The sequence below is a fragment of the Rhizobium hidalgonense genome, from assembly GCF_002914525.1.
GTDB lineage: Bacteria > Pseudomonadota > Alphaproteobacteria > Rhizobiales > Rhizobiaceae > Rhizobium > Rhizobium hidalgonense.
The window spans coordinates 96,121-109,357 of sequence record NZ_LODW01000070.1; the positions used below are offsets into that span (position 1 = coordinate 96,121).

Genomic DNA, 13,237 nt, shown 5'->3' on the forward strand with positions numbered 1-13,237 from the left:
CCCAAGAGGAAAAGCCATGTCCCGCATCGCCATTCTCGTTCCTGGGAAGATACACGAGCGTGTTCTCGAAAGCCTGAAGGATCGTTTTGAGATTATCGCCGTTCCGCGCGCGGAAAAGCTTGCGCTCGACGGTGAGACCGCCGGCCGCATCCGCGGCGTTGCCGTCTCCGGCGCTTTTCCCGGCGCCTGGATGGATCAGCTGCCTGGTGTCGAGGTGATCGCCAGCTTCGGCGTCGGTTATGACGGTATGGATGTGAAGCGTGCCGCCGAAAAGGGCATCGTCGTTACCAATACGCCTGATGTTTTGACTGACGAGGTCGCCGATACGGCAATCGGTCTGCTCCTGAACACCATCCGCGAACTGCCGCGGGCCGAAGCCTGGCTGCGCGCCGGCAACTGGAAGCCGGGCGTGACCTATCCGCTGTCGCGCTTCTCGCTCAATGGCCGTCATGTCGGGCTCTACGGCCTTGGCCGCATCGGGCTTGAAATCGCCAAGCGGCTGGAGCCGTTCAAGGTGAAGATCAGCTATCACACTCGCTCGCGTCACGCCGATGCACCCTATGATTATCACCCGACGCTGAAGGGGCTGGCGGAAGCGGTGGATACGCTGATCGCCATCGTTCCGAAGACGCCGCAGACGCATAAGACGATCGATGCCGAGATTCTGGCAGCACTCGGCCCGGACGGCATTCTCGTCAATGTCGGCCGCGGCTGGAGCGTGGACGAGGAGGCGCTGAGCATGGCACTAACCTCCGGCGCGCTCGGAGCAGCCGGCCTCGATGTCTTCTATGATGAGCCCACAGTGCCGGCCGGCCTGTTGGAACCGGCCAATGCGGTGCTCCTGCCGCATGTTGCCTCCGCGTCGGTGCCGACCCGCAATGCCATGGCCGATCTCGTCGCCGATAATCTCATCGCCTGGTTCGAGACGGGAGCCGCGCTGACGCCGGTGCCGGAGACGCCGCAAAAGGCCTAGAGCGGTTCAGGTTTTCACGGAAGCGCTGAACCGCTCTCACTTTTGTTTTTACGCAATTCCGGACGGATCACCGCTTCGCACTTTTCCTGGAATTGCTCTAGCGACTGCGCCGTCAGACGATCGCCTGCGCGGAGGTGACCGGCAGCTTGCCGGCGGCGTAGGCGTGGACGGCGTCGCCGAAAGCTTCAAATAGCTGGTTCGAAGGCTTGTCGGTTTCGGCCCAGTACTCCGGATGCCATTGCACGCCGACGGCGAAGGCCTTGGCGTCGATGACGGAGACGGCCTCAACCGTGCCGTCTTCGGCGATCGCTTCCACCTGCAGGCGCGGCGCGGTCCTGGCGATCGCCTGCCGGTGCAGGGAATTCACGCGAATTTCGCCGGGGCCGAGAATGCTTGCGATGCAGGAGCCTTCCTTGACGTAGACGCTTTGGCGAACGGCGTACATGCCGTCGCGGTCGACGCCGTCCGGCCGGCGATGGTCCCAAATGCCGGGCTGCTCGTGGATCTCGCTTGCCAGCGAGCCACCGAGCGCGACGTTCAGCTCCTGGATGCCGCGGCAGATGGCGAGGAGCGGGATGGCGCGGTCGATCGCGCGGCGGATCAGCGGCAGGCTGGTGGCGTCGCGGGCAGGGTCGAACGGACCGTCCCGCTCGCTCGCCTCGGCACCGTAGAGAGAAGGATGCACGTTGCTGGCCGAGCCGGAAACCAGGAGGCCGTCGACGCGGTCGAGGATCGCGTCGGTATCGTAGCCTGCCTCGAAGGCGGGGATGATGAAGGCCATGACGCCGGCTGCATTCAAGGCGGCCCTCACATATTGATGCTGCACGGCATGCCACGTCGCTCCGTCGAAGCTGCGGATATCGGCAGGAATGGCAACGATCGGTTTCGTCATATCAACCCCGGTGAAAACTTTCTGCACTGTGTTTCTGGCGCCAGAACGGCCCTTAAGTCAACGATTGGCTGTGTCGGAGGGCCAAAATACGGCCGAAGCTGCCCTGGTTCCGGCTTGGCTGCTAAGCCGCTGATTTTGATAGTTGCACTCGCATTCTCCTATTGCCGTCTTGATGCCAAAGGCTAATAGACTAAAGCTTGAATCGCGGCCCCCGCCATGCTTAGGTTTGCCCCGGCTGCGGGTGGGGTGAAGATTGGCCGCGCAGTGATCTATACGGGAGGTTTTTGATGGATCGTCGTTCGTTTTTCAAGAAGGCGGGAACCGCCAGCGCCGGCGCGGTAGCCGCAACGGCATTGGCAGCGCCTGCGATCGCGCAGGAAAATCCGAAGATCGCGTGGCGCATGACGTCGTCGTTTCCGAAGAGCTTGGATACGATCTATGGCGGCGCCGAGGATATCGCCAAGCATGTCGCTGCCGCGACAGACGGCAATTTTACGATCCAGCCCTTCGCGGCCGGTGAAATCGTGCCTGGCCTGCAGGCCGTCGATGCGGTGGCCGCTGGCACGGTCGAGGCAGCCCATACGACCTCCTATTATTTCGTCGGCAAGGATCCGGCCTATGCCTTCGGAACGGCCATTCCCTTCGGGCTGAACAGCCGCCTGACCAATGCGTGGTTCTACGAGGGCAACGGCAACAAGCTGATGAACGAGTTCTACGCAACGCAGGGCATGTATGCCTTGCCGGCCGGCAATACCGGCGCGCAGATGGGCGGCTGGTTCCGCAAGGAGATCAATACGCTCGATGACCTCAAGGGGGTCAAGATGCGCATTGCCGGTCTTGCCGGCCGCGTCATGGAGAAGGTCGGCGTCGTCCCGCAGCAGATCGCCGGCGGCGACATCTATCCGGCGCTGGAGAAAGGCACGATCGATGCGGCAGAATTCGTCGGCCCCTATGACGACCTGAAGCTCGGCTTCCACAAGGTGGCGAAGTACTACTATTATCCGGGCTGGTGGGAAGGCGGCCCGACGGTGCATGGTTTCTTCAACCTTGAGAAATGGAGCAACCTGCCGAAGCATTATCAGGCGGCGCTGACCGATGCCTGCGCCTTCGCCAACACCAACATGCTGGCGAAGTACGACTCGAAGAATCCGACGGCGCTGAAGCAGCTCGTTGCGGAAGGTGCGACGCTGCGCCCGTTCAGCCAGGAGATCATGGAAGCCTGCTTCCAGGCGGCGACCGGCATCTACAGCGAAATCTCGGGCACCAACCAGTATTTCAAAAAGATCTACGAGGATCAGACCGCCTTCAAGCGGGACGCCTATCTCTGGATGCAGCTTTCGGAATACACTTTCGATACGTTCATGATGATCCAGCAGCGGGCCGGAAAGCTCTGAGGGCTTCCATCGGCGGCTGACACGAATATCAGAACCCCGGATCACTTGGTCCGGGGTTTTGTTTTAGCTCTTTATTTGGCGGGGGGCGGCGGTGCTCCTGGCAGGCCGAGTGGCGGCAGGGTCAGGCCGGGAATCTGCGGCGAGTCCTTGCCGCCGCCGAGTGGCGGCAGGCCGAGCTGGCCGCCGAAGCCCGGGACTTCGATCTTGATCGTGTTCGGGTCGACCTTCGGGCCGTTATCCAGCCAATAGGTCACCGATTGCGGCCAGAAGATTACGATCGCCACCAGGATCAGCTGCATGCCGACCCAGGGGAGCGCGCCCATGTAGATATCCGAGGTCTTGACGTCCTTGCTGGCGATCGAACGCAGGTAGAACAGCGCGAAGCCGAAGGGCGGATGCATGAAGCTCGTCTGCATGTTGACGCAGATCAGAACGCCGAACCAGATCAGGTCGATGCCGAGACTGGAGGCGACGGGGGCGAGCATCGGGATGACGATGAAGGCGATCTCGAAGAAATCAAGGAAGAAGGCGAGCACGAAGATGAAGATGTTGACGAAGATCAGAAAGCCGACTGGGCCGCCGGGAATGCCCGACAGCATGTGCTCGATCCAGCGCGAGCCGTCCATGCCCTGAAACACCAGGCTGAAGCAGGTGGAGCCGATCAGGATCATCACCACCATTGATGTGATGTGGGTGGTCGATGTCATCGCTTCGCGGATCAGCGGCCAGGTGAGGCGGCGATTCATCGCGGCGAGCGCCATGGCGCCGACGACGCCCAGCGCACCCGCTTCGGTCGGCGTTGCAAGGCCCATGAAGATCGTGCCGAGCACCAGGAAAATCAGCACGATCGAGGGCACCATGCCCATCAGCACCTTTACCAGCAGCGCCCAGTTGAAATCGCCGCGCACCTCTTTCGGCAGCGGCGGCATCGATTTCGGCCGGATGATTGACATCACCAGGATGAAGAGGATGAAAATCGTCACCTGCAGGATGGAGGGGCCGATGGCGCCGAGATACATGTCGCCGACCGACCGGCCGAGCTGATCGGCGAGAACGACGAGCACCAGCGAAGGCGGGATCACCTGCGTTATGGTGCCGGAAGCGGCGATGACGCCGGTGGCAAGGCGCGGGCTGTAGCCATAACGCAGCATGATCGGCAGCGAGATCACGCCCATGGTGATGACGGAGGCGGCCACCGTGCCGGTGATCGCGCCGAGCACGGCGCCGACGAGGATGACGGCATAGGCGAGGCCGCCGGGAATGCCGCCGAAGAGCTTGCCGGTGCCTTCGAGCAGATCTTCGGCAAGCCCGCAGCGTTCCAATATCGCTCCCATGAAGGTGAAGAAGGGAATTGCGAGCAGGAGGTCGTTGGAGACGATGCCGAAAAAGCGCAGCGGCAGCGCTTGCAGAAAGGCTTCGCTGAAATGGCCGGTGATGATGCCGATAATGCCGAAGAACATGCCGACGGCGGCGAGCGAAAAAGCGACCGGAAACCCGTAGAGCATGAAGATGACCATGCCCAGGAACATCGCCGGCGGAATGATGCCGAAATCAAACAAAACCGTTCCTCCAGGGCGCGCTACTGCAGCGGCTTTTCGTATTTGGTGTCGATGCTGATTTCGCCGGTGAGGGCGGCGATCCGCTTGATCAGCTCGGAAACGCCTTGAAGGGAAAGCAGTGCGAAGCCAGCCACGAGGATCAGCTTCACGGGCCACCGGATCAGTCCGCCGGCGTTGCCCGATATTTCGCCCTGCTGGTAGGAGAGCGTGAAGAAGGGCCAGCATAGCCAGGTGAGGAATATGCATACGGGAATGAGAAAGATGAGGAGGCCGACGATGTCGATCCAGATCTTCGCTTTGTCGGAAACCGCACCATAGATCAGGTCGACGCGGACATGCTCGTTGTTGCGCAACGCATGCGAGGCGCCGAGCATCACGACGAAGGCGAAGAGATACCATTGGATCTCGAGCCAGCCGTTCGAACTGTAGTTGAAGGCGTAGCGGACGATGGCGTTTCCGGCGCTGATCAGACAGCAGAACAGCACCATATATTCGGAAAGTTTGCCCATGATCCGACTGACCGAATCGATCAGCCGGCTTGCCGCCAGAAGTCCCGACATTCGTTTCCCTTGTTCTTGTCCTGCCGTTTTTCCGGCAGCTTTCCCTCTTGCAATCGATGTAGACCACGGCCTTCGAAATTGGAAGGATAAATGCCTCGCCTTAGAGTATAGTCTTAGATCCGATGACCAGGCAGTGTGAGTGTCTCATAATTCAACAACCCTGGCGTGGATAAAAAATTTCAATAATCTCGCCAAAAGGCTGCAACGGCGCGTGTAGGCTGTCCGGTTCATCCTATGGTTTTAGAAAATTTACCCAAATGTTTGATTCCATTGAAATCAATTTTTAAAGGGTTGAGCCTAGAATTCCCGCGCACAGGGAAAGTGTGGATGAAGCCGGATAACCCGAACAGGGTCCCTTTAGATGTGTATCTGTCGTTTGTGAGCTCCCTTTCCGGGAACCGCATGACGCTTCTTGTTGGCGTGATCGTGCATGTTGCGACGTGCCTTGCAGTGGCTGCCAAGACGCAATACTCCATCTACATCCTGCTGTCGGCTGCCTTCCTTCTGGTTTTCGGCGCTCGCATGGCCATCTTCCGGCAGTTCGATCGTGTCGACAAGCAAAGTCTGTCGCACGCCGGGATCGAGCGTTGGGAGTGGATTCTGGTTGGCAGCGGAGCCTGCACCACCGCGCTCCTCGGCATCGCCAGCGGCTACGCCATCTTCGTCGTGCATGATTCCTTTGCGGAGCTTGCCTGCATTTCTGTCACCATGGCGACCATGGTTTCCGTTGTCGGTCGCAATTACGGCTCGCGCTTCGCAGTCGACCTCCAGACGTTCTTCTGCTGCCTGCCGATGATCATCGGCAGCCTGCTGGCGCTGGATTTTTATCGTGGTCTGCTGTCGATCTTCCTCATTCCTTTCTGGCTGACGACCCGGGCCATGGCGAATGGTGTGCGCGAGTTTCTCTTCGAGAATGTCATTGCGCGCCGGGAAATCACCATCATCGCCGACCGTTTCGACACGGCGCTCAACAACATGCCGCACGGCCTGGTCATGGTCGATACCGAAAACCGTATCCAGGTCGTCAATCGCAAGGCCTGCGAGCTTCTGAAGATCGGTGCGCCGGAACGGCTGAAGGACCGCGACCTCGGCGCCGTGCTGCGTTACGGCGCGCGATACAGCTTCATGGACGCCTCGCAGCCGGAGCTCATCCTGCGCCAACTGACCCAGGTCGCCGAAGGCAACCTATCGCGCACGCTCATACATTTCCCCGAGGGTCTGTCGCTGGAATTCTCCGCCAGCCGAAGGGCCGATGGCGGCGCCGTGCTGATCTTCGAGGATGTGTCGAGCCGGGTGAAGGCGGAACAGAAGATCATGCATATGGTCCGCTTCGATGCGCTGACGGGCCTGCCGAACAGAGAGTATTTCGGGCAACTGGTGCAGGAGTATCTCGCCAAACATCAGCGGAAGTCCGGGCCGCTCGGCTTCATGGTTCTCGATATCGACGAATTCAAACATGTCAACGACATGCGTGGCCACGTCACCGGCGATCATCTGCTCTGCGCTATCGCCGCCCGGATCAAGCAGGCCTCCGGCAACGCCATTCTCGGCCGGCTGATGGGCGACCAGTTCATCCTGTTCTTTCCGCATGCGAAGGAGCCGGCCTCCCTCGACGTCGAGATCCGCCGCGTGCACGCTGCCATCCAGGGCCACTACGCGGTCGATGAGCTGACCTTCCTGGTTTCGCTCAGTGCCGGTTACGCGATTCTCGAGAGCACCGCCTTCGCGATGGACGAATGGAGCGTCAAGGCGGATCTTGCCCTGTTCGAAAGCAAGTCGCGCTTCAGGGGCGGCATATCCGGCTTCGAGCGGGAGATGGATGGCCGCTATATCGAGCAGCAGAAGCTGAAGGCGGATCTGCGCGAAGCGGTTTCCGCCCAGGCACTACATCTGGTCTTTCAGCCGATGTTCCGGGCCGACGGTTCGCGGATCGAATGCGCCGAGGCCTTGGCGCGCTGGGTGCATCCGGAGAAGGGCTCGATCCCGCCCGATGTCTTCATCCGGCTCGCCGAGGATATGGGCATCATCTCCGATATTACCCGCTTCGTCCTGTTCAAGGCATGCGGCGAATGCATGAACTGGCCGGATCATATCGCCGTCTCGGTCAATCTCTCGGCGCGGGACCTTAGGGATGCCGACATCCTCTCGGTGGTCGCCGACGCGCTTGCCCATTCCGGACTCGATGCGGCGCGGCTGCATCTCGAAATCACAGAAAGCTGCCTTATCGACGAGCCTGCGGCCGTGCGTGCCATCCTGGCGGAGCTCAGGGCCCGCGGCATCACCATCGCCATCGACGATTTCGGCACCGGCTTCTCCAGTCTCAGCTATCTCGACACGCTGCCGCTCGATATCGTCAAGATCGATCGCTCCTTCGTCCGCAACATCGTTGAGGATAACCGCCGCCTCAAGCTGTTGCGCGGCACGGTCCATCTCGCCCGCGAATTGGGACTGAAGATCGTCATCGAGGGCGTCGAGACCGACGAGCAACTCGCCCTGCTCAACAAGCACCGCAGCACCGATCTCGTGCAAGGCTATGTTTTCTCTCAGCCGGTGCCTTCCAAGAACATCCCGCTGTTACAGCAGGGCATCGGCCGCCGGACCGTTCAGCGTCGCCGCAACAAGGTCGCCTGAGCGCTCCGGTGCCACATTTTTTTCCGCTGAAAATCTTTCGCGACGTTAACCTTAATACTTTATATACGGGCCGAATTATCGGATTTCCTTGCCTAAATTTCGCTGGCGTATGATTAATGATCCGTTAACGAGCGGATCAAAATATGTCAGACACACTGTTCACGCGTAATGATTTCAGCACGAAAATTTTGGAAATTTTGGACCACGTCGAATATCGCCGTGTTGAGAGCAGCGAAGACATGGAGGAGGTGGAACGGCTGCGCTACAAGGCGTACAAGGCCCACGGTGCGCTTTCGCTTGCCCCGGAAGGTCTGTTGGACGATGTCGATTTCGACAGCCATGCCTATATCTTTGGCCTGTACTATTATGGCGAACTGGTCAGTACGATTCGAATTCACTATGTGACGCCGGAGCATCGTATCAGCCGGTCCGGAGAGGCCTTTCCCGAGGCGATGGATGAGCTTCTGGACGCCGGGCTGACCTTGATCGACCCGGCGCGTTTCGCGGCCGATCCTGAACTCACCGCCAACATGCCATGGGTTCCCTATCTGACGCTGAGACCCGCCATCGTGGCGGCAGCCTATTTCCGGGCGGACCGCGTTATTCAGTCCGTCCGGCCGCCGCATGCCGCCTTCTATAAGCGGGTCTTCTATGCCGATACGATTGTGCCCGGCCGACTGGCGGAGAGTTACGGGGTTGACGTGACGCTGATGTCGACGAATGTGATCGAGGTCGGACGCAAGCTGTTGACGCGTTACCCCTTCTTCATCTCCAGCGCCAGCGAGCAGCGCATGATGTTTTCGCGCAATCCCAACGACACATTGCCGCCGCTCACCATCATTCCGACGGCGCGCTTCGTGCCGCAAGGCCAACTTGGAACCGACTTGCCGCTCTGATTTCTTCCTCTCTTCCGGGAGAGGACCTGGGTTAGAATAATGAGGGGCGATGACCAGATCCGCAGTCAGCGCCCCTCATGTTTTTTCGCCTCGGGATAGGTGGTTTTGACGCGAGGCTGCGGCATTCTCATGCATTGCGCTTTCCTCTCTCATTGTGTAATTCCTGCAAGCAGGGATTTCCCTCGCCAGCCGGGGGAATCAGGCAGCGCAGAGGCATTTCAGGGAGACGATATTTATGGCTGAACATCATACCGGACCGGTCGAGACCGGCGCGCCGATGGACTACAAGGAACATGAAAAGACCTACGACATGTTCATCACCGCCACGAAATACGGCTCGATGCTTCTCATCGTCCTCCTGCTTGCGATGACCGCCGGTTTCTTCGGCGGCGCCGGCCTTCTTGGCGGTCTCTTCGTTTTCATCATTCTACTCGCTGTCGGCGTCTTCCTGTTCCGCTGATCGCGGCAAAGGGGAGGGCTTCGCCGAAGCTTTGTGACCGAGGCGCGTCGCGATCTTTCAGATTCGCTCTTCGCGCTTCAGGTCTTTACTTTCTCGTTATCGTTATCGCAGGACCGACGGACAGTTTTGCGCGACATGCTTTAGGTGCTTGGCCTGCGCAGGGAAGCCTGCGGCGGTCTGGCTGACCCGGAGGAGGGGGCAGTTGGGCAATATCGTTTTCGTTGCAAGAGAAATTGCAGGCGAGGAGACGCGTGTCGCGGCCTCCGCCGAGACCGTGAAGAAAATGAAGAATTTCGGCTTCGACGTCGTCGTCGAAGCCGGTGCCGGTGCGGCGTCGCGCCTTCCGGACGGAGAGTTCGAGGCCGCCGGCGCCCGGATCGGCAGTTTTGCCGATGCAGCCGCCGCCGACGTGGTGCTCAAGGTGCGCCGCCCGAGCCCATCGGAGATATCGGGTTACAAGAGCGGTGCTGTCGTCATCGCCATCATGGACCCTTACGGCAACGACGAGGCGATCGCGGCTCTGGCAAGTGCCGGCCTGTCGGCCTTCGCGATGGAACTGATGCCGCGCATTACCCGCGCCCAGTCCATGGACGTGCTGTCGTCCCAGGCCAATCTCGCCGGCTATCAGGCCGTCATCGAGGCGGCTGCGGTTTATGACCGCGCCATGCCGATGATGATGACGGCGGCCGGCACCGTGCCAGCCGCCAAGGTCTTCGTCATGGGCGCCGGCGTCGCCGGCCTGCAGGCGATCGCCACGGCGCGGCGCCTGGGTGCTGCGGTCTCGGCCACCGACGTTCGTCCGGCCGCCAAGGAACAGGTCGCCTCGCTCGGCGCCAAGTTCATCGCCGTCGAGGACGAGGAGTTCAAGGCGGCGGAAACAGCCGGAGGCTATGCCAAGGAAATGTCCGCCGACTATCAAGGCAAGCAGGCAGCCCTGGTGGCCGAACATATCGCCAAGCAGGATATCGTCATCACCACGGCGCTAATCCCCGGTCGCGCGGCGCCGCGGCTCGTTTCGCGGGCCATGCTCGCCGCGATGAAGCCGGGCGCTGTTGCCGTCGATCTCGCGGTCGAGCGCGGCGGCAATATCGAGGGTGTCGTTGCCGGCGAGATCGCCGATGTCGACGGCGTCAAGGTGATCGGTTTCGCCAATATGCCGGGCCGGGTCGCGGCCAGTGCTTCGGCGCTCTACGCCAAGAACCTCGTCACCTTCCTCGAGACCATGGTCAACAAGGAAACCAGGACGGTTGTCGTCAATCTCGACGACGAACTCGTCAAGGCGACGATGCTGACTTATGCCGGCGACGTGGTGCATCCCGCCTTCGGCGGCGCGAAGAAGGGAGATCTCTGATGGCCAGTGAAGCAATGGACAGAGCGCTTCAGCAACTGAACGACGCGGTAACGGCCGTCGCCACCGCAGCTGCCCACGCCCCGGAGGCGGCAAGTGCTGCCACCGGTGGGGCGATCGATCCCTTCGTCTTTCAGCTGGCGATCTTCGTCTTATCGATCTTCGTCGGTTATTACGTCGTCTGGTCGGTAACGCCGGCGCTGCATACGCCGCTCATGGCGGTCACCAATGCGATCTCCTCGGTCATCGTCGTCGGCGCGCTGCTGGCGGTTGGCATCTCCACCAGCGGGCTTGCGACCGGCTTCGGCTTTGTTGCCCTGGTGTTGGTCTCGGTGAACATCTTCGGCGGCTTCCTGGTCACGCAGCGGATGCTTTCGATGTACCGCAAGAAGGACAGGTGAGGGATCGATGACCAATATCGCAGCTTTCCTCTACCTCGTCTCCGGCGTCCTCTTCATCCTGGCGCTTCGCGGTCTTTCCCATCCGGCGACGAGCCGCAAGGGCAATCTCTACGGCATGGTCGGCATGGGGATCGCCATCCTCACGACGCTGGTGCTGGCGACGCCCAACTTCGGCGGCTTCGTGCTGATCGTTCTCGGCCTTGCCATCGGCGGCAGCGTCGGCGCCTATGTCGCCCGCACCATTGCCATGACCTCGATGCCGCAGCTCGTTGCCGGCTTCCATTCGCTGGTCGGCCTTGCCGCCGTGCTGGTTGCAGCCTCGGCGCTCTATACGCCCGCCTCCTTCGGCATCGGCGAGATCGGCCACATCCACACCGAAGCGCGGGTCGAGATGGCGCTCGGCGTGGCGATCGGTGCGCTCACCTTCACCGGCTCGATCATTGCCTACCTGAAACTCGACGGGCGCATGTCCGGCAAGCCGATCATGCTACCCTACCGGCATCTGATCAACGCGACCCTGCTGGTGCTGATCGTGCTCTTCATCATCGGACTTGCCGCCACTGAAAGCCATTTCGACTTCTGGGCTGTCGTGGCGCTGTCGCTGGTGCTCGGCGTGCTGCTGATCGTGCCGATCGGCGGCGCCGACATGCCGGTCGTCGTCTCGATGCTGAATTCCTATTCCGGCTGGGCTGCGGCCGGCATCGGCTTCACCCTCGGCAATCTGGCGCTGATCATCACCGGCGCGCTTGTCGGTTCCTCCGGCGCGATCCTCTCCTATATCATGTGCAAGGGCATGAACCGCTCCTTCGTCTCCGTCATCCTCGGCGGTTTCGGCGGCGAGACGGCGTCCAGCGGGCCTGACACCTCAGACAAGACGGTCAAGCTCGGCTCGGCCGAGGATGCGGCCTATCTGATGGCCAATGCCTCGAAGGTGATCATCGTGCCGGGTTACGGCATGGCGGTCGCCCAGGCCCAGCATGCGCTGCGCGAACTCGCCGACAATCTGAAGAAGAACGGCGTCGAAGTGAAATATGCGATCCACCCGGTCGCCGGCCGCATGCCCGGCCACATGAACGTGCTGCTCGCCGAAGCCAATGTTCCCTATGATGAGGTTTTCGAGCTCGAGGACATCAATTCGGAATTTGCCCAAGCCGACGTCGCCTATGTCATCGGTGCCAACGACGTCACCAATCCGGCGGCCCGCGACGACAAGACCTCGCCGATCTACGGCATGCCGATCCTCGACGTCGACCGGGCCAAGACCTGCCTGTTCGTCAAGCGCTCGCTCGGCTCGGGTTATGCCGGCATCGACAATACGCTGTTCTATAAGGACGGCACGATGATGCTGCTCGGCGACGCCAAGAAGATGACCGAGGATATCAACAAGGCCATCTCGCATTGATGAACGCAGATACAGCCGCCTTCGGGCGGCTGTTCGATTCAGGTTGGACGTCCGTTTTTTTCATATCTCGCCAGGCACCAGGGTCATCTTCTCGACGCCGATCGCCAGGTTCAGCCCTTCCTGGGCCTGGACATTCAATGGCTGCAGCATGAAGGCCTTGTTGGTGCCGCCGGCAATCACCTTGGCGCCGGCGCCGGCACCCAGGCTCGCATCGGCGCCGATGCCGTAATATTCGCCGGCAAGGGCGAATTGCGGGACATCCGTGCCGGTCTTGGCCAGCACCTGCCAGATCATCACGCTCTTGCCGGTCTGGCCGATATCGAGACCGAACTTCTCGATTTTACCGGCATAGACCGCCTTGGCGCCGCCTGATGCCGGCGTATAGGTGCAGATGAGGTTCTTCTGCGAGGTGATGATCAGACCCTGGCCGCCATCCGATCCGCAGACCAGGCGGCCAAGCGTGACATAATTTTCCGCGCCTGCTGGACTTGCCCAGGCCGCGGCTGCCAGAGCCGCGGCAATGATCGTGTGCTTGAACATGGTCTTTCTCCTTGGAAACGACCTGTTCGAAACGGGTAGAGATAGCGATTGTTCCTGAGTTAGAGCGGTTCAGGTTTCACGGAAGCGCCGAACCGCTCTAACCTTTTGTTTTTACGCAATTCCCGGCAAAAGCGCTACGCGCTTTGCCTGGGAAAACCGCTTCGCACTTTTTCTGGAATTG

General features: G+C 60.7%; 12 protein-coding genes. 8 read left to right on the forward strand and 4 right to left on the reverse strand.

Features of this window, described 5'->3' with window-relative positions:
- Positions 1 to 16: 16 nt before the first annotated feature.
- Positions 17 to 973, forward strand: coding sequence for a 2-hydroxyacid dehydrogenase (locus ATY29_RS22750; RefSeq protein ID WP_003566609.1), 957 nt, complete (start codon positions 17 to 19; stop codon positions 971 to 973).
- 112 nt (positions 974 to 1,085) lie between these two features.
- Here ATY29_RS22750 and ATY29_RS22755 read toward each other — a convergent pair whose 3' ends face one another.
- Entirely contained in the window at positions 1,086 to 1,865 is a 780-nt protein-coding gene (locus tag ATY29_RS22755) for a gamma-glutamyl-gamma-aminobutyrate hydrolase family protein (protein WP_003566608.1), read from the reverse strand.
- 287 nt (positions 1,866 to 2,152) lie between these two features.
- On the opposite strand from ATY29_RS22755, the gene ATY29_RS22760 reads away from it, so the two are divergent.
- Positions 2,153 to 3,259, forward strand: a complete 1,107-nt coding sequence (locus ATY29_RS22760; protein WP_003566607.1) for a TRAP transporter substrate-binding protein — start codon at positions 2,153 to 2,155, stop codon at positions 3,257 to 3,259.
- Positions 3,260 to 3,330: 71 nt separating this feature from the next.
- Here the strand turns inward: ATY29_RS22760 and ATY29_RS22765 are convergent, their stop codons facing one another.
- Positions 3,331 to 4,818, reverse strand: a complete 1,488-nt coding sequence (locus ATY29_RS22765; protein ID WP_003566606.1) for a TRAP transporter large permease — start codon at positions 4,816 to 4,818, stop codon at positions 3,331 to 3,333.
- 20 nt (positions 4,819 to 4,838) lie between these two features.
- Entirely contained in the window at positions 4,839 to 5,378 is a 540-nt protein-coding gene (locus tag ATY29_RS22770) for a TRAP transporter small permease subunit (RefSeq protein WP_003566605.1), read from the reverse strand.
- Between the two features lie 327 nt (positions 5,379 to 5,705).
- Between ATY29_RS22770 and ATY29_RS22775 the strand changes: the two genes are divergently transcribed.
- From ATY29_RS22775 to ATY29_RS22800, 6 genes are all read left to right on the forward strand, one after another.
- A complete protein-coding gene (locus tag ATY29_RS22775; RefSeq protein ID WP_097533131.1) occupies positions 5,706 to 8,009 on the forward strand; it encodes a putative bifunctional diguanylate cyclase/phosphodiesterase in 2,304 nt (767 codons plus the stop codon).
- A 143-nt stretch (positions 8,010 to 8,152) separates the two neighbouring features.
- Positions 8,153 to 8,905, forward strand: a complete 753-nt coding sequence (locus tag ATY29_RS22780) for an N-acyl amino acid synthase FeeM domain-containing protein (RefSeq protein WP_003566601.1) — start codon at positions 8,153 to 8,155, stop codon at positions 8,903 to 8,905.
- Between the two features lie 235 nt (positions 8,906 to 9,140).
- Complete coding sequence (locus ATY29_RS22785) at positions 9,141 to 9,365, forward strand: aa3-type cytochrome c oxidase subunit IV (RefSeq protein WP_003566599.1); 225 nt, start codon at positions 9,141 to 9,143, stop codon at positions 9,363 to 9,365.
- A gap of 202 nt (positions 9,366 to 9,567) precedes the next feature.
- Complete coding sequence (locus ATY29_RS22790) at positions 9,568 to 10,716, forward strand: Re/Si-specific NAD(P)(+) transhydrogenase subunit alpha (RefSeq protein WP_003566597.1); 1,149 nt, start codon at positions 9,568 to 9,570, stop codon at positions 10,714 to 10,716.
- Positions 10,716 to 11,114 carry a proton-translocating transhydrogenase family protein gene (locus ATY29_RS22795; RefSeq protein WP_003582338.1) on the forward strand — a complete coding sequence of 133 codons (399 nt, stop codon included), beginning with the start codon at positions 10,716 to 10,718 and terminating at the stop codon, positions 11,112 to 11,114. Before ATY29_RS22790 ends, ATY29_RS22795 begins: the two co-directional genes overlap by 1 nt.
- Before the next feature lie 7 nt (positions 11,115 to 11,121).
- The gene (locus ATY29_RS22800; RefSeq protein ID WP_097533132.1) at positions 11,122 to 12,516 is read left to right on the forward strand and encodes an NAD(P)(+) transhydrogenase (Re/Si-specific) subunit beta; all 1,395 of its coding nucleotides are present in this window, start codon (positions 11,122 to 11,124) and stop codon (positions 12,514 to 12,516) included.
- A gap of 60 nt (positions 12,517 to 12,576) precedes the next feature.
- Here the strand turns inward: ATY29_RS22800 and ATY29_RS22805 are convergent, their stop codons facing one another.
- The gene (locus ATY29_RS22805) at positions 12,577 to 13,056 is read right to left on the reverse strand and encodes a DUF992 domain-containing protein (protein ID WP_003566594.1); all 480 of its coding nucleotides are present in this window, start codon (positions 13,054 to 13,056) and stop codon (positions 12,577 to 12,579) included.
- Positions 13,057 to 13,237: the final 181 nt, after the last annotated feature.

Bases quoted from the DNA above. Each gene is read 5' to 3' on its own strand.
- ATY29_RS22775 (WP_097533131.1), top strand. From the start codon at position 5,706: ATGAAGCCGGATAACCCGAACAGGGTCCCTTTAGATGTGTATCTGTCG.
- ATY29_RS22785 (WP_003566599.1), top strand. From the start codon at position 9,141: ATGGCTGAACATCATACCGGACCGGTCGAGACCGGCGCGCCGATGGAC.
- ATY29_RS22780 (WP_003566601.1), top strand. From the start codon at position 8,153: ATGTCAGACACACTGTTCACGCGTAATGATTTCAGCACGAAAATTTTG.
- ATY29_RS22755 (WP_003566608.1), bottom strand. From the start codon at position 1,865: ATGACGAAACCGATCGTTGCCATTCCTGCCGATATCCGCAGCTTCGAC.
- ATY29_RS22795 (WP_003582338.1), top strand. From the start codon at position 10,716: ATGGCCAGTGAAGCAATGGACAGAGCGCTTCAGCAACTGAACGACGCG.
- ATY29_RS22770 (WP_003566605.1), bottom strand. From the start codon at position 5,378: ATGTCGGGACTTCTGGCGGCAAGCCGGCTGATCGATTCGGTCAGTCGG.
- ATY29_RS22805 (WP_003566594.1), bottom strand. From the start codon at position 13,056: ATGTTCAAGCACACGATCATTGCCGCGGCTCTGGCAGCCGCGGCCTGG.
- ATY29_RS22750 (WP_003566609.1), top strand. From the start codon at position 17: ATGTCCCGCATCGCCATTCTCGTTCCTGGGAAGATACACGAGCGTGTT.
- ATY29_RS22800 (WP_097533132.1), top strand. From the start codon at position 11,122: ATGACCAATATCGCAGCTTTCCTCTACCTCGTCTCCGGCGTCCTCTTC.
- ATY29_RS22760 (WP_003566607.1), top strand. From the start codon at position 2,153: ATGGATCGTCGTTCGTTTTTCAAGAAGGCGGGAACCGCCAGCGCCGGC.